This window comes from Pseudomonas sp. Irchel s3f7 (assembly GCF_900187615.1).
Classification (GTDB): Bacteria; Pseudomonadota; Gammaproteobacteria; order Pseudomonadales; family Pseudomonadaceae; genus Aquipseudomonas.
Map to the genome: position 1 here is coordinate 1 of NZ_FYDO01000004.1, position 20,590 is coordinate 20,590.

Sequence of the window (20,590 nt, forward strand, 5' to 3'; positions counted from 1 at the left end):
GGGCTGGAGCACAATCTACGTCACAGGCATAAAGCCTAAGGAGCTGCACGGCTTCCAGAACCCTCCCTCGATGATCAGTCGAGAACTATCGCTCCTGATGGAGCGATAGTCGAGATACAAGGAGCTGCGGTGTCAGATCTGACTGTAGCGCTTGCGATAAGCGCCCGGTGACACGCCGAAGCGCGATTTGAAGGCCGACGAGAAGTAGCTCGAATCCGAGAAACCCCAGGCATAACACAGTGCCGAGAGCTTCTGCTCGACATCGGCGCGGCGCAGGTTTTCGGCGCAGAAATCCAGGCGGCGGTGCTTGATGTATTGCGCCACCACCAACCCGCGCTTGGAGAACATCCGGTACAGGCCGCGCACGGATATCCCCACTTCACGGGCGATCAGCTCAGGGCACAGTTCTTCGTCGCTCAGGTGCGCATCGATGAAGGCGATGATCTTGCGAAATTGCCGCTCATGGGCGTCGGCACCACAGTCACGGGAGCTGATGCCCGGCAGCAACAGGCTGGCGAGCGCATCGAGTACCGCTTCGCTTTCCTGCATGTCCAGGCCTTCCTGCTGGCGGGTGTCCAGCACCAGCTTGTTGGCCATGGCCGCCAAGGGAGTATTGGCCGCGATGCGCGTGGCGCAATTGACCGCATTGAAATGCGACCCACGCTCGACCACCTGGCGCGGCAGAATCAATGACAGCTGCCGGCAATCGTCGTTGTAGATCATGTCGCTCGGACGGCTGGCGTCGATCAGGGCGATGTCGCCGCAGCCCAGTTGCGTGCGGTTGTCGCCCTGCTCCAGGTGCGAGCTGCCGCGCAACTGGAACACCGCGTAATAGTGGCCGTCGCTGCTAGTGCTGACGTCCTTGCTGGTGCGATACAAATGCACGTGCGCCATGTCGACCACACTCAGGTTGATCGCACCGCTGCGAAACTCCGCCAGTTCGCCATAGAAATCAGTATCCAGCGCCCGGGCATCGAAACGCCCACAGGCCTGGTTCACCTGGCTCAACCAACTTTCGAACGCCTCGTTGCGCACCGTCGATGCTGTAATCATGTCCGCAAAGCCTCACGTTTTTGTTGTTATTTTTCGACCGCTTCATCGAGCGGTTCGTCAAAACGGTTATTTCTGTAGCCATCTCCTCCCTCGACGGCCGCCGGGCGCCCATTCAACAGGCTCCGGCCCAAGCTTTCCAGTGAACTTTCGGTTTAAAGGTCCAGTACCAGACGAGCGGAAAGCGCCCGTGATACACACGCGCAAATCTGCTTGTTGGAGGCCTTTTCCTTGTTCGACAAACAGTTGTCGCGGTGCTCCGGCAAACCGTCCAGCACCTCGACGATGCAGGTGCCACAGATACCTTCGCGGCACTCGGTGTCGATGTCGCAGCCATGGGCCTGCAACACGTCGACCAGGCTGGTGTTGGCCGGTACTTGCAGCACCACGCCGGAACTGGCCAGTTCGACTTCGAACGTGCCGGCCGGGGCGCTGTTGGCGGCCGGGTCTGCAGCGAAGTGCTCAAGGTGAATGGCATCGTCCGAGCGACTGCGGGACGCCACTTCCACCACTTTGTTCATGAACGGTGCCGGGCCGCAGGTGTAGACGTGGGCCGCCGCATTGGCGCGGTTCAGGCATTCGCTCAATGCGCCGTCCAGATCGGCAGGTTCCACGCCGTAGTGAAACTCTACGTTATCCGCGAAGTTCGTCGCCAACAGTTCGGTAAACGCCGCGTACTGCGCCGAGCGGGCGAAATAGTGCAGGCGATACGGTTGGCCGCTTTCCGCCAGTTTGTAGGCCATGCTCAGCAGCGGCGTGACGCCGATACCGGCGGCGAACAGCACGTGCTCGCTGGCCGTTTCATCGAGACGGAACAGGTTGCGCGGTGCACCCATTTCCAGCTCCATGCCCTCTTCCACTTGCTCGTGCAAGGCCAGCGAGCCACCCCGCGACTGCGCTTCTTTCTTCACCGCCACCAGATAGGCGCGGCGATCCTGTGGCGGGCTGCACAGCGAATACTGGCGGGTCACCCCGGTCGGCCCGGTCAGGTCGACGTGGGCACCCGGTTCATAGGTGTCGAGCGGCTGGCCGTCACTGCGCACGAGGCGAAAGGAACGGATATCCAGCGCTTCGTCGACGATCCTTTCGATTTTCACCTTCATCATGGCATCACCTGAATACAAATTTTTCGTTTAACACAGCCCCCTGTAGGAGCTGGCTTGCCGGCGATGGCGGTCTTGATTACTGCATCGCCAATCCGGGCGCCATCGCCGGCAAGCCGGCTCCTACAGAGGGCCCATCTGCCACAAATCTCACTCATCCCGGGCCCTTGTAGGCGCTGGCTTGCCGGCGATGGCGGTCTTGATTACTGCATCGCCAATCCGGGTGCCATCGCCAGCAAGCCGGCTCCTACAGAGGGCCCATCTGCCACAAATCTCACTCATCCCGGGCCCTTGTAGGAGCTGGCTTGCCGGCGATGGCGGTCTTGATTACTGCATCGCCAATCCGGGCGCCATCGCCGGCAAGCCAGCTCCTACAGAGGGCCCATCTGCCACAAATCTCACTCATCCCGGGCCCTTGTAGGAGGAGCTGGCTTGCCGGCGATGGCGGTCTTGATTACTGCATCGCCAATCCGGGCGCCATCGCCGGCAAGCCGGCTCCTACAGAGGGCCCATCTGCCACAAATCTCACTCATCCCGGGCCCTTGTAGGAGCTGGCTTGCCGGCGATGGCGGTCTTGATTACTGCATCGCCAATCCGGGCGCCATCGCCGGCAAGCCGGCTCCTACAGAGGGCCCATCTGCCACAAATCTCACTCATCCCGGGCCCTTGTAGGAGCTGGCTTGCCGGCGATGGCGGTCTTGATTACTGCATCGCCAGTCCGGGCGCCATCGCCGGCAAGCCGGCTCCTACAGGGTTATTTGTCCTGCCATAAAATCTGCTGTCAGCGCATGAACAAGCCGCCGTTGACGTCCAGGCACGCGCCGCTTACGGAGTTCGCGTTGTCGGCGATCAGCAGCAATACGCTGTCGGCGATGAACGTCGGGTCACCGAGGGTGCCGGACGGGATCATTTTCAGGATCTGTTCCAGACGCTCCGGGGCCACACTTTCACGCACTATCGGCAAGTCCAGCGGACCTGGGGAGATGCTGTTGACCGTCACGCCTTGCGGTGTCAGCTCGCGGGCGAAGACCTTGGTCAACGTTGCCACGCCACCCTTGGCCGCCGCGTAATGCGCGCCGGTGGCGGTGCCGCCGTTCTGCCCGGCCAGCGACGCGATGTTGACGATGCGACCGAAGCCGCGCTCGGCAAAGTGCGCGCCGAACACCTGGCAGGCGACAAAAGTGCCGCGCAGGTTGATCGCCATCGACTCGTCGAACTCTTCCGGCGTGATGTCCATCAGCGCCGCGACTTTCGACACACCGGCGTTGTTCACCAGAATGTCGGTGCCGCCCCACTGCTCAGTGAGCAGGTCGCGAGCACGCTGGAAGTCGGCTTTGCTGCGCACATCCAGCTCGATGGCGACGGCAGTAGCGCCGCTGCCATCCAGTTCGGCGGCCAGTTGCTGCACACCTTCAAGGCGCACATCGGCCAGTCCGACGCGATAACCCGCTGCGTGCAGACGACGGGCGATGCACTCGCCCAGTCCGCGCGAGGCACCCGTTACAAGGGCTACTCGACTCATGATGTTGTCCTCACAAAAGGAAGCCGAGCGCGCTCAGGCTGTCCGTGGAGTTGATCAGCCGCACCACTTTGCGCTCCAGGGTCGGCACGCCATCGGTGAAACGAATGCGGTGGTTCAGGTCGGCCACGAACGGCGTGTGCACGCCGCGCTTGTAGGCGTACAGCACCTGCGCCGAGTTGACTTCGACGATGTCGCCCGCCGCTTCCACCAGGCGGAAACGCGAGATGGTGCGAATGGTCTTCGCCGCGTCGACGGCCGACGGCGAGTAGCCGGCGGTCAGGCGTTCGATGCGCAGATCACGCATGCGCGCATCGTCGTAGGCGTAGTTCAGGGTCGCTTCGAAATCTTCGGTGTCCGGGTCGATCGGCACGATGTACTTGCCGCTTTCGCTCCACAAGGTCGCCCATTCGGCGTAGTTCTTGTGGTCGAGCAGTTCGGCTTCGCGCCAGATGAATTCGATGGCCTGGGCCAACTGGCCGGAAAAACCGTTCAGGGTGTCTTGATTGCTCATTGGCTCATCATCCTTTTCCACATGTCGTAGGCACCGCGCATGCCGCCTTCGTCGGTGGCGTGGCTGACCTTGTCGCCGTTTTCAGCGGTGATTTCGCGGTTCAGGCCGCGGTTGACCAGGATTGGTGCGTTGACGCCGGCATACGAGCCGCGCTGTACGCGGTCCCAGGCTTCGGCATCGTCAGGGCTGCCGAAACCGAACGGGCCCTGGAAGTGCTCGTGGATACGCATGCGTTCGCGGTTGGCGATTTCCGGGCCGCCGTCCATGCCGAGCGCCACGTGACGGATTTCGGTTTCGGTGACCGACACCGGGCGCAGTACGCGGAAGAACGACATCGACATTGCCACGTTAGGGAACAGGTTCAGGTTGAAACCCGCGCCGTGCAACGAGCGCACGATGCGACGGACCTGATCGGCCGGCATGGTTTTCGACAGCTCTTCAGTGACGTGTGCGAAACGCTCCTGCAACTGTTCGGTGCCGTCGTCGTGATCGAGATCGACGTGCTCAGGCACCATGACCATTACGCTGTGGCCGTTGCCCAGGGAGTGGGTCACGGCTTGTTCGTCGGTCATGAACGAGAGCATTTCCGAGGTTTCTTCATCCACCGACGACATGAACGACTTGTGCACGATCGGGAAGTGGTAACCGTCGGTGGTGTTTTCCAACTGGATCTTCCAGTTGCCCTTGAAGCTGAACTTGTGTTCGCCCTGGGTCTTGATCGGGTAACCGGCGCCCTGTTTCATGAACAGGTCCATCCAGTGTTTCGCGCCGCCGAGGAAGTCTTCCAGCGGTTCGATGTCGTCGTTGTAGCTGGCGAAGACCATGCCGGCGTAGCTTTCGACGCGCAGGCTGGTCAGCGGCAACTCGGATTTCTCCAGGATGCCTTCGTAGCCATCCGGATACGGCAACGCACGCAGCTTGCCGTCCAGGCCATAGGACCAGCTGTGGTACGGGCAGGTGAAACCGGTGGCGTTGCCCTTGTGCTTCTCGCACACGGTGGCGCCACGGTGACGGCAACGGTTTTCCAGCACGTTGATGTTGTTCTTCTTGTCGCGCACGACGATCACCGGGCGACGGCCGATCATGGCGGTCTTGAAGTCGCCGCTGTTGCGCACTTCGCTTTCGTGGGCAACCCACACCCAGGTGCGGTAGAAAATCTTGTCCAGCTCGACTTCGAACAGCGCCGGGTCGTTGTACAGCGAGACGTCGACGCGGTCATGCTGGACCAGGTCTTCGGGGCTTTTCGACGATGCGATCAGCTGATATTCATGAGTGCTCATGCGGTTCTCCTCATGGCTTCTTTTTATGATTTGGTTTTAGCAGCCGGTCGTTGACCGGCCATGCTGAGTTGCAGCTGCGCACCGAAGGCGCAGACGAGTTCGTCCTGACCTTTACGGCCAACGATTTGCAGGCCGACGTTCAATCCGCCGCAATCGAGTTCCACCGGCACCGTCAGGGCCGGATGACCGCTGAGGTTGAATGGCCGCACCAGCGGGGTCATGCCGGCCACGGCTTTGCTACCGGCGCGGGCCTCGCTGAGGGTCGGCGGCAGGGTCGGCATCGTCGGCAGCAGCAACACCGCAAAGTCTTCCAGCGCCGCATCCACTTGTTGGGTGAACGCTGTGCGCACGGCTTCGGCCTGGGCCAGGTCTTCGCGGGTGGTACGGCCGGCCGCCAGCAAACGTGTTTCCACATCCGCGCCGATCAAGCCTTTACCGGTCAGGTGACCGAAGGCCGCCCAGTTTTCAAAATTGATCACGGTCAGGCCGGCGGCGAACGCTGCTTCGAACTCGCTTAGATGCAGGTTGCCGCGACGCCATCCGGCGCGGTCGGCGGCGGCACCCAGGCAAGCTTGCAGGTGCGGGTCGCAGCCCACGTCCAGAAAGGCGACCTTGGCACCGGCACCCGGCAGGCCCTGCATTTCAAAGCCCGGGCAAATCACCTGCATCGCGGCAATCAGGTCGCCCATGGATCTGGCGAACGGACCGACGCAATCGAGGCTCGATTCCAATGGATGGGCACCGACACGGCTGACACGGCCATAAGTCGGCTTCAGCCCGGCAATCCCACAGCACGCCGCCGGCACCCGCACCGAACCACCGGTGTCGGTGCCGATGGCGATGTCTGCCAAGCCCGCCGCGACCGCCGCAGCCGAACCGCTGGACGAACCACCCGGCACGCGATCCGGTGCTTGCGGGTTGATCGGCGTACCGGTGAAGTCGTTGATGCCGGTGACGCCGAACGCCAGTTCATGCAGGTTGGTCTTGCCGACGATCTGCCAGCCAGCGTCGAGGATCGCATCAACCACTTCGGCGTTTTTCGTCGCGGCCGGTGCATCGGCAAACGCACGGCTGCCCGAACGGGTCGGATAACCGGCGATGTCGATGGAATCCTTGATCGCAACGCGTTTGCCATTGCCACCGAGGAGGAATTCGCTGATGAACGTACTCATGCGCTCAACTCCGTATTGAACAGACGCTGCGTACGGAAATGCGCGATCAGCCAGACGCCGTCGACACAACGAAAATCGATGTTCAGGCGGGTGCCGAACAACTCGTTGCGTCCATCGGCGTAAGTGGAAACCTGCTGCATGATCCATTGCCCTTGCGCAGCCTTGCCGTCGACCACAATCGATTCGCTGGTGAGGTAATGCAGGTTCAGCTTGAAGTGGTCGGACGGCGGCAGGTAACCACCGACAAACGCCGCCACTGCTTCACGCCCTTGATGCTGACCGAAGGTCTGTGCGGTCTGGGTGCCGAGGCCTTCCCAGATCGCATCTTCGGTGAACAACTGCGCCAACTGGCTTTGATGAATCGCCGCCCGCGGCACGTCGCACAGGTCCATGTAGCACGCCATCAAGCGGCGCACGGCACTCTCCCCTTCAAGCGTCGCCAGACGCTGCAGCAAGGCCTCGTTCATGGCTTACACCTTGGCCGCATCAGGAATGGTCAGCGGGCGACCGATGCGCGCTTCGATCTTGGCGTAGCGCCACAGGCTGTACTGGCCGACCGGCGTGGTGCGGAACAGGTTGCAGGCGTCGATCACCGACTGGTGGCAGTCAACGTCGGCCATGATGTACACGGTCCACGGCGAGGTGGTGGACGGGCCGACCATCAGACGGTCGTCGTCCATCGCGCCGAGCACGTTAATGCCGGGCATCGCGCCGAGATCGCCCATCATCTGGCTGAAGCCTTTCCACACGCTCAAGCCTTCGCCGGTAGGCAGGTCGAAAAAATTCTGGGTGATGCCGATGCAGAAGACGACGCGCAACGGTTCCTGGGTAGCTTGGGACATGCTGTTGATCCTTGAAAAAGTGAAAAATGAATAGGGTTCAGATGTAGCCCGGGAACGGCTGGACGCCGAGGAACACCGAGCCGGCGCCGTCGTACAGGCCTTCGCTGAGGAACGCGTGCTGGGTCACCACCATCGAGTCGCGCAGGTAGCGTTGCAGCGGATGGCGCAGGTAAATGGCGGTGGTGCCCGCCAGGCTGTAGGCGCTTTGCACGACTTCGGCACCGGCCTGGGACACGTGAATCGCAGACAGGCGCAACAGGCTGGTCTGCTCTGGCGTGACCGGGTTGCCGGCAACGATCGAGTTCCACACCTGTTCGGTGGCGTTGTAGAAGAAACCGCGTGCGGCGCTGAGCTTGGCTTCAGCCTTGGCGATCTCGATGCGCACGTAGGCGCGGTCGGACAATTTCGGCGCGCCGGTAATGCCGCTGCCGCCAGCCATACGGCTGATTTCGTCGAGGGCCGCACGGGCCAGGCCGAGGTTGACCACTGCCAGCACTTGCGCGGCGTAGGCGATCGACGGGTAGCGGAACAGCGGTTCGTCGATGGTCGAGGCACCGCCACGGATGAAGGTCCAGCGCTCATCAACGTGTTGATCGGTCACGCGCAAGTCATGGCTGCCGGTGCCTTTGAGGCCGACCACTTCCCAGTTCTCGACGATGTCGACCTGCGCCGGACGAAACACTGCGGTGCGTGGCTTGCCGCCGGCAGCGCCGATGCCAACGCCCAACAGGTCCGCGCCTTTGCAGCCGCTGGCGAATTTCCAGGTGCCATTGACCTGATAGCCGCCTTCTACGGCCTCGGCCGGTTGCAAGGGGAACAGGCCGCCAGCGAATACGAGATCAGGGCTTTCGGCGTAGAGCTCAGCCAGGGTTTCCCGTGGCAAGGCGGCGAGATAAACTCCGGCGCTGCCGAAGCTGGCCACCCAGCCTGCCGAGCCGTCGGCTTCGGAGATGCGTTCGATCATTTCCAGGAACAGTGCCGGTGCCAGGGCGTCACCGCCGAAGCATTTCGGCGTGGCGGCGCGATAGATGCCGACCTGCTTGAAACGCTCGATCATGTCCCGCGGTACGTGGGAACCTTCGTCGAATTCATTGCGACGCTGGCGAACTTCTTCCAGTACCTGCGCAAAGGCTTGGCTGTCGACGACATTCTCGTCAACGCCAATCAGTGCGTCTTGTTGCGCAACCGCTGAACGCAGCATGGGGCATTCTCCGTTTTGATTATTGTTAGTGGGCTGAACCGGTATCTTCTGTAGGAGCGAGCTCGCTCGCGAAAAAGTCTGAACAACGCGGTCATTCAGACAGGACGCGTTTTCGTTGACGTCCATCGCGAGCAAGCTCGCTCCTACAGGTAGCCGTTTCGTAGCCTTTGCATTGCGGTCCAGTGTAAAAACCGAGTCCGGCCGCAACTATTGGTGCGTGCAGCCCCCCGGCTAAAGAAAACCCCTAGTTCGACGCCGGTTACCTCTGAGCGCATCCCCATGCGCGAGCGGGTATAAAAAGCCATACTTCTGACTTCACCGGTCGGACCCCTCTGCCGCCAAGGGCTGTGCGATGTATTTGCCAAAACCGAACGACTTTTATGCGCTGATCGAAGCCATGCCGCTGTGCATCATTCTTCACGATGCGCACACCAAGGAAATTCTCTGGGCCAACGCTGCCGCCCTGGCGGCGCTGGGCTTCACCCTGGAAGAACTGACGCCGCTCAAAGCCCCGGACATGACTCGCAACGCACCCAAGTACCGCCGTTCAGTGGGTCTCCGCTGGCTGGAAGGCGCCGCGCGCACGGGCCAACGGGCCATCGAGTGGTGCTATCGGTCCAAGCAAGGCGTGGAGATTCTGTCCGAGGCGGTGGCGACGCTGGTGCACCTGGACGGTCGCGATGTACTGATGGTGCAGTTCCGCGACATCTCCAAGGAAGACAAGGTCAAGCGCGACCTCAAACGGTTCGAAAGCCGACTCACGGCCTTCATGCAAGACCTGGCCGAAGGCGTGGCCGTACTCGGGCCAGAGGGCGATATCCGTTTTATCAGCGACTCCGGCGCGCTCCTGCTCAACAGTGAAGTGCGTGAGTTGATGGGTAAAAACTTCCTGGCCTGGTGCGACGATGCTTCGCGCCGGCGCCTGCTGCAACAGCTTGCCAACGAGACACCGGAACACGCGCCGTTCAGCGTCCACTATAAATTGCAGCGACGTGACGGCCAGTGGCGCTGGCATCACGCAACGTGCCGCTACATCGAGATCGAAGACGATCTGGTCGGTCACCTGCTGTTGTTCCGCGATGTCACTGAACAGGTGCAGGCAGAAGAAGCACGGCGGGTCAGCGAGCAGAAGATCGAATACCTGGCGCGCTACAACGCCATGGGCGAAATGGCCGTGGCCATCGCCCATGAACTGAGTCAGCCGTTGGCGGCGACCCGTAACTTTATTGAAGGGGCCGTGATTCGCCTGAGCAAATCAGCCGATGCCGACCAAGGCGTGGCCTGGGGTTTGCAGAATGCGGTGCGGCAAATCGAGCACGCCTCTGTGATTATCAAGAGCGTGCGTGATTACGTGGTCAAGCTTGAGCAATCGGAGGAACTGGTCGACCTTAACGAGCTGCTGCGTGAAACCCGCTACTTCATCAGCCTGCGCGCCGATCCGAGCCTGGTGCGCGTGGAGATCGTGCCCTCGCCCGTGCCGCTCCGTGTGAGCTGCGAGAAAGTGCTGATCGGCCAGGTAATCCTCAACCTGGCGTTCAATGCCATCGAAGAAATGGCCGACCTGCCGACCGAGCGGCGCTTGTTGCGCATTCAGGCCAGTGCCGACAACGGCGTGGCGCTGGTGCGGATTGAAGACAGCGGCCGAGGCATTCAGGCCGCGGCGCAAGAGAAACTGTTCGACGGCTTCTTTTCGTCCAAGGTCAGCGGCAACGGGATCGGGCTGGCGCTGTGCAAGAACATCATCGGCCGCCACCGCGGTGATATCTGGGCGCAAAACCAGGAGCCGTGTGGCGCGGTGTTCAGCTTTTCCCTTCCCCTCGTCTGACACCCCCCTTTTTGACATACACATTCCCTGTGGCGAGGGAGCTTGCTCCCGCTGGGTCGCGAAGCGGCCCCTGAATTTCCCCAATCACACCTTGCTGGCAGGTTTTGCGGCTGCTGCGCAGCCGAGCGGGAGCAAGCTCCCTCGCCACAAATGCTCCTTTGCCCCCCGCCTTATCAGCTTGTGCAGCCACTTTCATGACACTGGCACAGACACACAAACACTTGGCAGGCAGCGCAATTCACCCGGTCGCCGCTCAAGGCAGAATCAAACGGTAAAAATCTGCCAAAGCATCCGCGATCCGCGTTACCAACAATTCAGGAAGTTCCCCTTATGCGAACAAACAGGATCTCCGTACAGTCAGCGCTAGGCCTGAGCCTGCTTGTACTCGGTTTGAACAGTGCCCGTGCGGATCTGCCCGCCGGTACGATTGGCCAGACCGTTCTGGCGTTCCCGCCCGAAGCTCACCGCGCATTCGTTGTCGACGTCGAGTTCGACAGCTTCGTGGCTGGCCGCGTGACCGTTGTCGATCCGGACCAGAAACGCATTCTCGGCATGGTACCGACCGGTTTCGCCGCACCATCGGCCCTGAGCCATGACAAGAAAACCCTCTTCGCCGCCGATATCTGGTATTCGCGCGGTACTCGCGGTACTCGCACCGACGTGCTGACTGCCTGGGATACTTCGACCCTGTCGCCGGCCTGGGAAGTGCTGATCCCGAACAAGCGTGCCGAGTCGCTGACCCAGCGTTACTCGCTCAAACCAAGCGGCGACGACAAGTTCGTCTACGTCTACAACTTCACCCCGTCGACGTCGGTGACCGTGGTCGATACCCAGGCCAAGGCCGTTGCCACGGAAATCGCCATCCCCGGTTGCGTGCTCAACTACCCAATCGGCAACCGCCGCTTCGCCTCGCTGTGCGGCGATGGCAGCCTGCAGGTGGTGACCCTCAACGATCAGGGCCAGGAAACCGCGCGCAGCCGCACGCCGTTCTTTGATCCGAACGCAGAAAAACTGGTCGAGCGCGCCGTCAATGTCGGCGACACCTACTACTTCACCACCACGACCGGCACCGTGCGCCCGGTGGATTTCGCCGGTGATGCACCGAAAATCCTGCCGTCCTGGTCGCTGATCACTGACGAAGAAAAGAAAGCCGGTTGGGCCCCGGGTGGCTGGCAGCTGATGGCCGTGTCGCCGAAGCTGAACCGCTTGTACGTGCTGATGCACGACGCCCACGAAGCCATGAAATGGGAAGACCCGAGCCCGCTGATCTGGGCGTTTGATCTCAAGACTCACCAGAAAGTCGCGACCCTCGAAGCACCGGTGCCGGTGTGGAGCATGCAGGCGACCGGCGATGACAAACCGCTGCTGCTGGGCACCGACGTCGAAGGCGGCTTGCAGATCTTCGACCTGAAGACCAACAAGCTCACGGGCAGCATGCCGAAAGTCGCCAAAACCGCGACTCAGGTCATGAGCTACTAAGAGGTTCGGCCATGCACATAGATCCGATCTTCATCATTGCCAGCGCCGTCGCCATTGCGGTGTTGCTGGCCAGTGCCGCGACCCACAAGGTGCGCGCACCGGCCCGCTTCAGGAAGCAACTGGCCGACTACCAGTTGCTGCCCGAAGTGCTGGTACGTCCGAGTGCGCGGTTGATTCCATGGGTGGAACTGGCCATCGCGTTTGCCCTGCTGGTGCCGGTCAGTCGTGGCTACGCCGCAGTAAGCGCCGCCAGCCTGCTGGCGCTGTACGCCGCGGCCATCGGCATCAACCTGTGGCGCGGTCGCGCAGACATCGACTGCGGCTGCGCCGGGCCTGATCAGGCGCAACCACTGCGCCCGGTCCTGCTGCTGCGCAACAGTGCACTGGTAGCGCTGGCTCTGGTTGCCAGCCTGGCGCCGGTCGCCCGCGACCTCAACGTGTTCGATGGCTTCGTGACCCTGGCTGCGGCCGCGGTGGCACTGCTCATCTACGCCGCGGCCGATGGCCTGCTGGCGAACTCCCCTCTTCTGCTCAAATTGATTGGTAGGTAACTCAAATGGAAGGCTTGATAGTTTCCAACGTTCTGCTCTGGGTGCTGCTGGTGGCCGTGGCGTTTGTCGTCATGGGCCTGGTTCGTCAGATTGGCGTGCTCCACGGCCGCCTGGCCCCGGCCGGTGCGCTGATGGTCGACAAAGGTGTGGCCGTCAACGAAGCCGCGCCGCAAGTCACCGCTTCCGACCGAAATGGCCGCCCGGTGAACTTCGGCTATGCCGGTGAAAAATCGCAACTGCTGTTCTTCCTCTCGCCGACCTGCCCGATCTGCAAGTCGCTGCTGCCGGCAATCAAATCCATCGCCAAGGAACAGGCCGGTACGCTCGACGTGGTATTTGTCAGCGACGGCGACATGGATGCCCAGCAAGCGCTGATCCGCGAGCACAAACTCGAAGACGCCACCTACGTAGTCGGCCCGGAAGTGGGCATGACCTACCAGATCGGCAAGCTGCCGTACGCCGCGCTGATCGACAAGTCCGGCACCCTGCGCGCCAAAGGCCTGGTCAACTCTCGCGAGCACCTGGACAGCCTGTTCGAAGTCGAGAATTTGAAGCACGCCACGCTGCAGCAGTACCTCAATGCGCAACCGCACGCCCACGATCACGACCACGGCCATAGCCACTGATAAGGCAGGGAGACCTTTATGAAACTGCTGGATCTGTTGTTTGAGCGTTCGTCCCGCCGTGTCGCCGACACTACTTCGCGCCGCAAACTGCTGGCGCGCATGGGTTCGCTGATGGTCGCCGGTGCCGCCCTGCCCCTGTTGCTGCCGCTGGACCGCACCAGCAAGGCCCTCGCCGCAGAGCCGGCACAGGCGGGTGATCCCGGTGATCCGAACAGCTGCGACTACTGGCGCTACTGCTCCATCGACGGCTTTCTGTGCAGCTGCTGCGGCGGGTCGGTAACGTCCTGCCCTCCGGGCACAGAAGCCTCGCAAGTGACCTGGATCGGCACCTGCCGCAACCCGGCCGACGGCAAGGACTACATCATTTCGTACAACGACTGCTGCGGTAAGCAAAGCTGCGCCCAGTGCGCCTGCACCCGTAACGACAGTGAAGAACCGGCCTATCGCCCGTTCAACAACAACGATGTGAACTGGTGCCTGGCCGCCAAATCGCACATCTATCACTGCACTGTTTCGGTCATCCGCGGCGTCGCCGTTTAAACGCGCACTTTCCGCCGGTTGCTCACGCAATCGGCGGTTTTTTTATCGGTCAATAACAGTCAACTGTGGCGAGGGAGCTTGCTCCCGCTGGAGTGCGCAGCGCTCCCAAAAGCTGCGCTTGCCTTAACTCTGGCAAATGGTTTTGGGGCTGCTTCGCAACCCAGCGGGAGCAAGCTCCCTCGCCACAGGGTGCAATTTCTTTCAAGCTGACTTTTTTCTTTATCGGCCACAACAACAAGAGAGGCCCTTCATGCGCACGTTGCTACTCCTCGGTCTCGTCTGCACGCTGACCGCCCCGCTCGCTTTCGCCCGTGCCATTCCCAACCCGGCGCAGGGCCATGCGCCGGGAAACGAAGAAGTCCAGAAGCCGATCGCCCAGGCCGGTTACAGCAATACCGTGAATTACCAGCTGCAATGCGCCGGTTGCCACCTGGGCGATGGCAGCGGTTCTGCCGCCAACGACACGCCGCGGATGAAGGGTTTTGTCGGCAACTTCCTGAAAGTCCCCGGCGGCCGCGAATTCCTCGTGCGTGTTCCCGGCATGTCGCAATCGGCGCTGAACAACGCGCAACTTGCCGACCTGCTCAACTGGTTAATGCGCGAAGACGGCATGGCCGGCAGCAGCCGACCTGCGGACTACCAGCCTTACACCGCTGAAGAAGTCACGACATTGCGCGCCAAGACCATGCTCAACCTACCCGGCACCCGTGGCGATTTAATCAAAGCCATGCGTGCCCAGGGCATCGACATCAATGACGGTATGAATTACTGACCATCGCGAGCAAGCTCGCGCCTACAGGATCAGGGGCCTCAATCACGCAATCACTGTCGCATAGACCGATCGATCAACATTTCCCCCGGACAGAATCACCCCCACCTTTTTGCCCTGCATCGTTTCACGCTCCTGAATCAGCGCAGCCAAGGCCGCCGCGCCCGCCCCTTCGGCGAGGTTGTGGGTGTCGGTGTAATACACGCACATGGCCTCGGCGATCTGCGCGTCAGTGACCGAGACGATCCGCGCCGCGCCAGCGGCATAAACGGCAAACGCTTCGGGGATGGGTTTGCGCACGGCCAGACCGTCAGCAAAGGTATTGGCCGAAGCGGTTTCGCGGAGGCTACCCGCCTCGAACGATAGTTTTGCAGCTGCCGCCTCGCTGGACACCACCCCCACTACCTTTGTGCTCAAGCCCAACGCGTCGCGGGCAGCAATCACGCCACAAATCCCCGAGCCACAGCCAATCGGTACATAGACCGTGTCCAGGTCCGGCGCGGCCTTGAACAGCTCCAGCGCATAAGTCGCCACGCCTTTGACCAACTCGGTGTGAAATGGCGGAACCAGGTAAAGGTCATGCACTTGCGCCAGGCGTGCAGCCTCTTCACGGGCCTCATCGAAATCACGGCCATACTCGACGACCTCGCCACCAAAGCCGCGCATGGCCTTGTTCTTTTCGACCGAATTACCTTCCGGCACCACGATCAACGCTCTCAATCCCAGGGCGCTCGCCGCCAGTGCCAGACTCTGACCGTGATTGCCGCGAGTGGCGGTGACGACGCCTTTGACGTCTGGGTGCTCGCGCTTGAGCCAGTGCATGAAGGTAATACCGCCGCGCACTTTGAAAGCACCCGTCGGTGTGTGGTTTTCGTGCTTGACCCACACCGTGCAACCCAACCGCTCGGCCAGCAAGGGCCACGCGTACTGGGCGGTGGCTGGCATCACTTGGTAAACGTGGCGAGAAGCTTGTTCGATATCGTCGCGGGTCAGTCTGTGCATGAGAGGGTTCCCTGAAGTTTTGCCCAGTCTAGACTCGGCTGCCGCGTGGCGGCTTTCAAAAAACTGACCTGACTTTTGTGCTTCCACTTCACTACTATGCGGTTATGAGCCATCGAAACCGTCCGCCACCACTGCTGCCCTCTGAACCGGTCCGCCGCATCGAGGCCGGGCCATGGGCGATTGAATTGCTGCCCGCCTCAGCCTACGCAACCCGCTATGTGGCCACCCAATCGGCAATTGGCTTTGCCTTCGACAGCCAACGCGGCCTGCACGCTATCGGCAGTGACCGGGTGCTTCCCTTCGAGGCGATGCCCAATGGCCTGGCGTTCGTTCCTGTTGGGTGTGATGTTTTGTCCGAGTCGCCCAAGGGTGGTGAATACCTGCGGGTGATACGCACCGACGGCATTCCACTGGTGGGTGATCGCGCCTTCAACAATCGCCTCGACCCGCAAGCAACAACCCTCGCGCTGCAGATGCGCAGCGCGCTGTTACGGGCCTCGGTTGAAGACGATTGGGAGGCGTGGGCGCTTGCTTTGTCTGATCGGGTAAACGCTAGCGACGCGTTAGCGACGCCGCCCCATGGCTCGATAACCGGTAGCCGCATGCGTCTGCTCGATGAGTTCATCGACGCCGGCCTCGACAGTCCGCTGGGTGTACCGGCCATGGCGCAGTTGCTTGGATTGTCCGAAGGCTATTTCATCCGGGCCTTCAAGCACGCAACAGGCAAAAGCCCCCACAGCTACCTGATCGACCGCCGCCTCGCCAAGGCCCGCGCCTTGATGTGCGATTCGACCGCCAGCCTGTCGGCGATCGCCCACACCTGTGGTTTCAACTCTCAGGCGCACATGGCGACCACCTTCAAGCAACGCCTTGGCGTCAGTCCGGCGCAGTTGCGAGGTCACTCGAAGAGTTTTTAGCGCCTGGGTAACGGTAGATTGTTGCTAGGCGCATGACGCGGCAATGCGATCGAAATCAACGCTGCAAACAACACAAATGCACTCGATATCCATAAGCACGCTTGCAGTCCATACACCTGATAAACCCAACCGGAAAGCACCGTGCCGATCAAGCGCCCCATCGCGTTCGACATGTAATAGAAACCCACGTCCAGCGACACCCCGTCTTCCTTGGCATAGGACACGATCAAGTAACTGTGCAACGACGAATTCACCGCGAACAGCACGCCGAAAACCATCAATCCGCCGAGCAGCACAGCCTGTTGCGAAAGGCCGGTGTTCAGCCCTAGGGCGATTGCCGCAGGCAGGCCCGCCAGAGCAAGAGCCCAAAGAAATGCCGCACGACCATCGGGCACATGCCCACGTTTCTTGCCCGTGATGTTGGGCGCGAACGACTGCACGATGCCGTAGCCAATCACCCAGGCTGCAAGGAAGCCGCCAACCTTCCAGAAGTCCCAGCCGAAGACACTGCTCAGGTACACCGGCAACGCCACCACAAACCAGACATCGCGGGCGCCGAACAGAAACATACGCGCCGCCGAGAGGATATTGATCGCCCGGCTCTTGGAGAGAATGTCGCGAAACTTTGGCTTGGCTTTCGCTTTGCCCAGATCCTTCTTCAACAGGATCAAGCTGCCAACCCAGATCAACGCCAGCACGCCCGCCATGGCCAACAAGGCACCTTTGAAGCCGATCAAGGCCAGCAAGGCGCCGCCAAGAAAGAAGCCAACGCCCTTGAGTGCATTCTTCGAGCCGGTGAGGATCGCCACCCACTGGTAAAGCTTGCCCTGCTGCCCATCGGGGACCAGGAGCTTGATCGAGCTTTTGGCACTCATCTTGTTCAGGTCTTTGGCAATCCCCGACACCGCCTGAGCGCCCATCACCCAGGGGATGGTTAGCCAGGCCACCGGAACCGTGAGCATCAGCAGTGCCGCAACCTGGAGGCCCAGCCCGATGTTCATGGTTCGGTTCAGGCCCAGCCGGGCGCCGAGGTAGCCACCCACCAGGTTGGTGATCACACCAAAGAGTTCGTAGAACAGAAACAACGCCGCGATTTGCAGCGGGCTGTAGCCCAACGCGTGAAAGTGCAACACCACCAACATGCGCAAGGCGCCGTCGGTGAGGGTGAAGGCCCAGTAGTTGCCCGTCACGAGCAGGTACTGCCGCACTTGCGGCGCGAGGGCTGACAAGGCTTTCATGACCGCTCCTTAAACGGCCAGACCGACCATTTTGGCCAGCTCGACAGTACGGTTGGCATAGCCCCACTCGTTGTCGTACCAGGCATAGAGTTTGACCTGGGTGCCGTTGATGACCATGGTCGACAGCGCGTCGATGATCGATGAGCGCGGGTCGGTGCGGTAGTCGATGGACACCAGCGGGCGCTCCTCGAAACCGAGGATATCTTTCAGTTCATTCTCGGAAGCGTCCTTGAGGAACTGATTCACCTCTTCGACTGTGGTGGGACGCTCGACTTCAAAGACACAGTCCGTCAGCGAAGCGTTGGCCAACGGCACGCGCACGGCGTGACCGTTCAGGCGCCCACGCAGCTCCGGGAAAATTTCGGCAATAGCCGTGGCCGAGCCGGTGCTGGTCGGAATCAGGCTCATGCCTGAAGCACGTGCACGGCGCAGATCCTTGTGCGGTTGATCGAGAATGCTTTGGGTGTTGGTCAGGTCGTGAATGGTGGTGATGGAACCGTGGCGAATGCCCAGCTTCTCGTGGATGACTTTCACCACTGGCGCGAGGCAATTGGTGGTGCAGGAGGCGGCAGTGACGATGCGGTGCTGCGCCGGGTCAAACAGCTGATGGTTAACGCCCATCACCACGTTCAAGGCGCCTTGCTCCTTGACCGGCGCGCAGACCACCACACGTTTCACGCCTTGGTCTAGGTAAGCCTGAAGCACTGCGACGGTTTTCATCTTGCCGCTGGCTTCAATCACCAGATCGCAGCCCGACCAATCTGTGTCGGCAATCGCCTTGTTGGCCGTTACTTTGATCCGTTGACCGTCGATGATGACGCTGTCGCCCTCGGCGCTGGCTTCGTTGTTCCAGCGGCCATGCACCGAGTCGAAGTTGATCAGGTGGGCATGAGTCGCCGCGTCACCTGCTGGATCATTGATCTGCACGAATTCGAACTCTGGCCAGCTCCAGGCCGCTCGCAGAGCGAGTCGACCGATCCGGCCAAAACCATTGATGCCAACTTTGATAGTCATGTTGTTGTGCTCTGTATCTGTTGTCAGAGGGCGTTCGACTGGCTGTCGAACGGGCCGGTGTATTGGATGTGGGCAGGATGCCGAGTGCCGCGTGGACGTTCATCGGCTGATCCTCAGATGGAGCGCTGATAGACACGTTTCATGGATCAGGTGATTTTGCTTTCACAGCACGCGGCTGCGCGTTCAGGACGGTCGCCCATGTCATCAAGGCGTTTGGCATCAGGGCTCAACCAGTGCTTGTTGCTTTCCAGCACAGTGGTCAGCACGAGATGAACCCAATCGGGGAGATTCGGGTGCAGCCGGTAATACACCCATTGGCCTTGCCGCCGGTCCGACAACAGGCCGCAGGTGCGCAGCTGCGCCAGGTGCCGGGAGATTTTTGGCTGACTCTCGTTCAACGCGCAGGTCAGCTCGCAAACACACAGCTCACCTTCACGGGTGATGAGCATCATCGTGCGGACCCGAGTGTCGTCAGCCAGGCATTTGAAAACAGTGGTCGGTGTCAAAGGCTCAGCCATATCGAGGCCATGGGCTTTGCTGGTCAAGGTGAAGTCTCGCCTAATATGCGGTTTGGCGAATATATGGTTATCCGCATATAAGGTAAAGCGGCAACGAACGACTAATCCATGAAGTCGATTGGCTGTCGTCCTGGAGATGGCGGGACAGAGGGCAGTCCCTCCCCCCGCCTCGATCGCAGCGACGCTATTGGCGAGTCATTTAATCGCCCATTTACTTACGGATCTGCAGCACCCGAAACGGCGAAAATGTTGCAGGGCACTTGATACAGCACATGCTCCGTCGTACTGCCCACCCATTTGCCCAGTCCCTTGCGATGGGCATTTCCCATGACGATCACATCGGCCCGGTGATGGGCTGCAAACTCGGCCAACGCTTTGCCCGGTGGCCCTTCAACGAAGTGTTGTCGCTCAAGGGGCACACCGTAGTGGTCGGCCAATGCGCTGAATGACTTTTGCAGCGACTTGCGCACATCGCTGCTGAAACCCGGCATCGTCACGGCCCCCGCGCCAGCGTCGGATAGATGCGTCTGCGACAGATCGTAGGCATGCAACAGATGCAACTCCGCGTTGCACTGCATGGACAACCCGTTCGCCGCCTGGATGATGCGGTCGTTGATGCCGGTGATCTGAGTCTCGGGGTGTGATGGATCGACTGCCGCCACGACCACCCGTGGCAGTGGGCACCTGACTTCGCTGACCAAGTGCACCGCCACTGGACATTCGCGCAACAGGTGCCAATCCAGGGGCGTGATGAAAACGCGTTTAAGCGCAGACTCGTGTTGCACGTCCTTGATCACCAGATCCGGCTGCATTTCTGCCACATGCCGAAGTATTTCTTGCAACGCGGTTCGCGTGACAAGCACTTCGGTACTCACCGTGACCCCGCGCCCGCGGATCAGATCGGCTTCATCCTTCAACCATTTTTCGTTCTCTTGCTGACAGGCCTCACGAAAACGCGCACCCGCACTCGTTAACTCCAAGAGGTGGGAGTCTTCGATGAACACCGTGATGTGCAGCGCCGCGCCCGTGGCCTCGGCAATGGCGACAGCTCGCTCCAACGCCGGGGTATGACGCATGGCGGGACCGACTATCAGAAAGAGTCGTTGATATTGGCTCATGTAACACCTCCAAACGTTCCGGGATATCCAGCGCCCCCAGCACTCTGGTCAGTCACGCCACCGACGATTGACTATCGCCTCAACTTTTTGGATCGACACTATCAATATACGCCTGGATACCATGGCGTGCCTGCCTTGTAGAGCACAGCTCCGGCGTGTTGCTGCGGCTGTTTAACCAGGCCATAACCAAAGGTAAACACATGCTGATTTAGTCAACCTTCAAACGGTGGGAGTATCGGCCACCATGATTTCGCGCCTGCGCTTGATCCGTCGCCAGTTGCGCCCTTCCTTCCCGAAATCAGAAGATTCGAA

Annotated in this window: 21 protein-coding genes; 7 read left to right on the forward strand and 14 right to left on the reverse strand. The window is 60.9% G+C overall.

Translation table 11 applies throughout. From position 1 onward, the window contains the following. Positions 1–132: 132 nt before the first annotated feature. The 9 genes from feaR to CKW19_RS04190 form a co-directional block, all read right to left on the reverse strand. Entirely contained in the window at positions 133–1,053 is a 921-nt protein-coding gene (gene feaR, locus CKW19_RS04150; RefSeq protein WP_095056729.1) for a transcriptional regulator FeaR, read from the reverse strand. Between the two features lie 152 nt (positions 1,054–1,205). Beyond that, on the reverse strand, positions 1,206–2,156 hold the full coding sequence (locus CKW19_RS04155) for a PDR/VanB family oxidoreductase (RefSeq protein WP_095056730.1): 951 nt from the start codon (positions 2,154–2,156) through the stop codon (positions 1,206–1,208). Between the two features lie 778 nt (positions 2,157–2,934). Continuing rightward, the gene (locus CKW19_RS04160; RefSeq protein WP_095056731.1) at positions 2,935–3,675 is read right to left on the reverse strand and encodes an SDR family NAD(P)-dependent oxidoreductase; all 741 of its coding nucleotides are present in this window, start codon (positions 3,673–3,675) and stop codon (positions 2,935–2,937) included. Positions 3,676–3,685: 10 nt separating this feature from the next. Continuing rightward, on the reverse strand, positions 3,686–4,186 hold the full coding sequence (locus tag CKW19_RS04165; protein WP_095056732.1) for an aromatic-ring-hydroxylating dioxygenase subunit beta: 501 nt from the start codon (positions 4,184–4,186) through the stop codon (positions 3,686–3,688). Next, positions 4,183–5,466 carry a Rieske 2Fe-2S domain-containing protein gene (locus CKW19_RS04170; RefSeq protein WP_095056733.1) on the reverse strand — a complete coding sequence of 428 codons (1,284 nt, stop codon included), beginning with the start codon at positions 5,464–5,466 and terminating at the stop codon, positions 4,183–4,185. The genes CKW19_RS04165 and CKW19_RS04170 overlap by 4 nt, the downstream gene beginning before the upstream one ends. Positions 5,467–5,489: 23 nt before the next feature. After that, entirely contained in the window at positions 5,490–6,638 is a 1,149-nt protein-coding gene (locus CKW19_RS04175) for an amidase (RefSeq protein ID WP_095056734.1), read from the reverse strand. Continuing rightward, positions 6,635–7,105, reverse strand: a complete 471-nt coding sequence (locus tag CKW19_RS04180; protein WP_095056735.1) for a nuclear transport factor 2 family protein — start codon at positions 7,103–7,105, stop codon at positions 6,635–6,637. The genes CKW19_RS04175 and CKW19_RS04180 overlap by 4 nt, the downstream gene beginning before the upstream one ends. Before the next feature lie 3 nt (positions 7,106–7,108). Then, positions 7,109–7,480 carry a hypothetical protein gene (locus CKW19_RS04185; RefSeq protein ID WP_053161170.1) on the reverse strand — a complete coding sequence of 124 codons (372 nt, stop codon included), beginning with the start codon at positions 7,478–7,480 and terminating at the stop codon, positions 7,109–7,111. A gap of 37 nt (positions 7,481–7,517) precedes the next feature. Further along, positions 7,518–8,681, reverse strand: a complete 1,164-nt coding sequence (locus tag CKW19_RS04190; protein ID WP_095056736.1) for an acyl-CoA dehydrogenase family protein — start codon at positions 8,679–8,681, stop codon at positions 7,518–7,520. Positions 8,682–9,033: 352 nt separating this feature from the next. On the opposite strand from CKW19_RS04190, the gene CKW19_RS04195 reads away from it, so the two are divergent. The 6 genes from CKW19_RS04195 (at position 9,034) to CKW19_RS04220 (ending at position 14,474) form a co-directional block, all read left to right on the forward strand. Beyond that, positions 9,034–10,506: a nitrogen regulation protein NR(II) gene (locus CKW19_RS04195; protein WP_095056737.1), complete on the forward strand. Its 1,473-nt coding sequence runs from the start codon at positions 9,034–9,036 to the stop codon at positions 10,504–10,506. A 330-nt stretch (positions 10,507–10,836) separates the two neighbouring features. After that, the gene (locus tag CKW19_RS04200; protein ID WP_095056738.1) at positions 10,837–11,985 is read left to right on the forward strand and encodes an amine dehydrogenase large subunit; all 1,149 of its coding nucleotides are present in this window, start codon (positions 10,837–10,839) and stop codon (positions 11,983–11,985) included. An 11-nt stretch (positions 11,986–11,996) separates the two neighbouring features. After that, positions 11,997–12,536, forward strand: coding sequence for a MauE/DoxX family redox-associated membrane protein (locus CKW19_RS04205; protein WP_095056739.1), 540 nt, complete (start codon positions 11,997–11,999; stop codon positions 12,534–12,536). A gap of 5 nt (positions 12,537–12,541) precedes the next feature. Continuing rightward, the gene (gene mauD, locus CKW19_RS04210) at positions 12,542–13,162 is read left to right on the forward strand and encodes a methylamine dehydrogenase accessory protein MauD (protein ID WP_095056740.1); all 621 of its coding nucleotides are present in this window, start codon (positions 12,542–12,544) and stop codon (positions 13,160–13,162) included. 18 nt (positions 13,163–13,180) lie between these two features. Next, positions 13,181–13,702, forward strand: coding sequence for a methylamine dehydrogenase light chain (locus CKW19_RS04215; protein WP_008050506.1), 522 nt, complete (start codon positions 13,181–13,183; stop codon positions 13,700–13,702). Between the two features lie 250 nt (positions 13,703–13,952). Then, positions 13,953–14,474, forward strand: coding sequence for a cytochrome C (locus CKW19_RS04220; RefSeq protein ID WP_095056741.1), 522 nt, complete (start codon positions 13,953–13,955; stop codon positions 14,472–14,474). Between the two features lie 42 nt (positions 14,475–14,516). Here the strand turns inward: CKW19_RS04220 and CKW19_RS04225 are convergent, their stop codons facing one another. Further along, positions 14,517–15,473, reverse strand: coding sequence for a threonine dehydratase (locus CKW19_RS04225; RefSeq protein WP_095056742.1), 957 nt, complete (start codon positions 15,471–15,473; stop codon positions 14,517–14,519). Positions 15,474–15,577: 104 nt separating this feature from the next. Between CKW19_RS04225 and CKW19_RS04230 the strand changes: the two genes are divergently transcribed. Next, complete coding sequence (locus CKW19_RS04230; RefSeq protein WP_095056743.1) at positions 15,578–16,390, forward strand: helix-turn-helix transcriptional regulator; 813 nt, start codon at positions 15,578–15,580, stop codon at positions 16,388–16,390. Here the strand turns inward: CKW19_RS04230 and arsJ are convergent. From arsJ to CKW19_RS04250, 4 genes are all read right to left on the reverse strand, one after another. Then, positions 16,387–17,628, reverse strand: a complete 1,242-nt coding sequence (gene arsJ, locus CKW19_RS04235) for an organoarsenical effux MFS transporter ArsJ (RefSeq protein ID WP_095056744.1) — start codon at positions 17,626–17,628, stop codon at positions 16,387–16,389. The two genes, CKW19_RS04230 and arsJ, sit on opposite strands and share 4 nt — an antisense overlap. Before the next feature lie 9 nt (positions 17,629–17,637). Next, on the reverse strand, positions 17,638–18,642 hold the full coding sequence (locus tag CKW19_RS04240) for an ArsJ-associated glyceraldehyde-3-phosphate dehydrogenase (RefSeq protein WP_095056745.1): 1,005 nt from the start codon (positions 18,640–18,642) through the stop codon (positions 17,638–17,640). Positions 18,643–18,788: 146 nt separating this feature from the next. Further along, positions 18,789–19,160, reverse strand: a complete 372-nt coding sequence (locus CKW19_RS04245) for a metalloregulator ArsR/SmtB family transcription factor (protein ID WP_095056928.1) — start codon at positions 19,158–19,160, stop codon at positions 18,789–18,791. Positions 19,161–19,375: 215 nt separating this feature from the next. Next, complete coding sequence (locus CKW19_RS04250) at positions 19,376–20,278, reverse strand: universal stress protein (protein ID WP_095056746.1); 903 nt, start codon at positions 20,276–20,278, stop codon at positions 19,376–19,378. Positions 20,279–20,590: the final 312 nt, after the last annotated feature.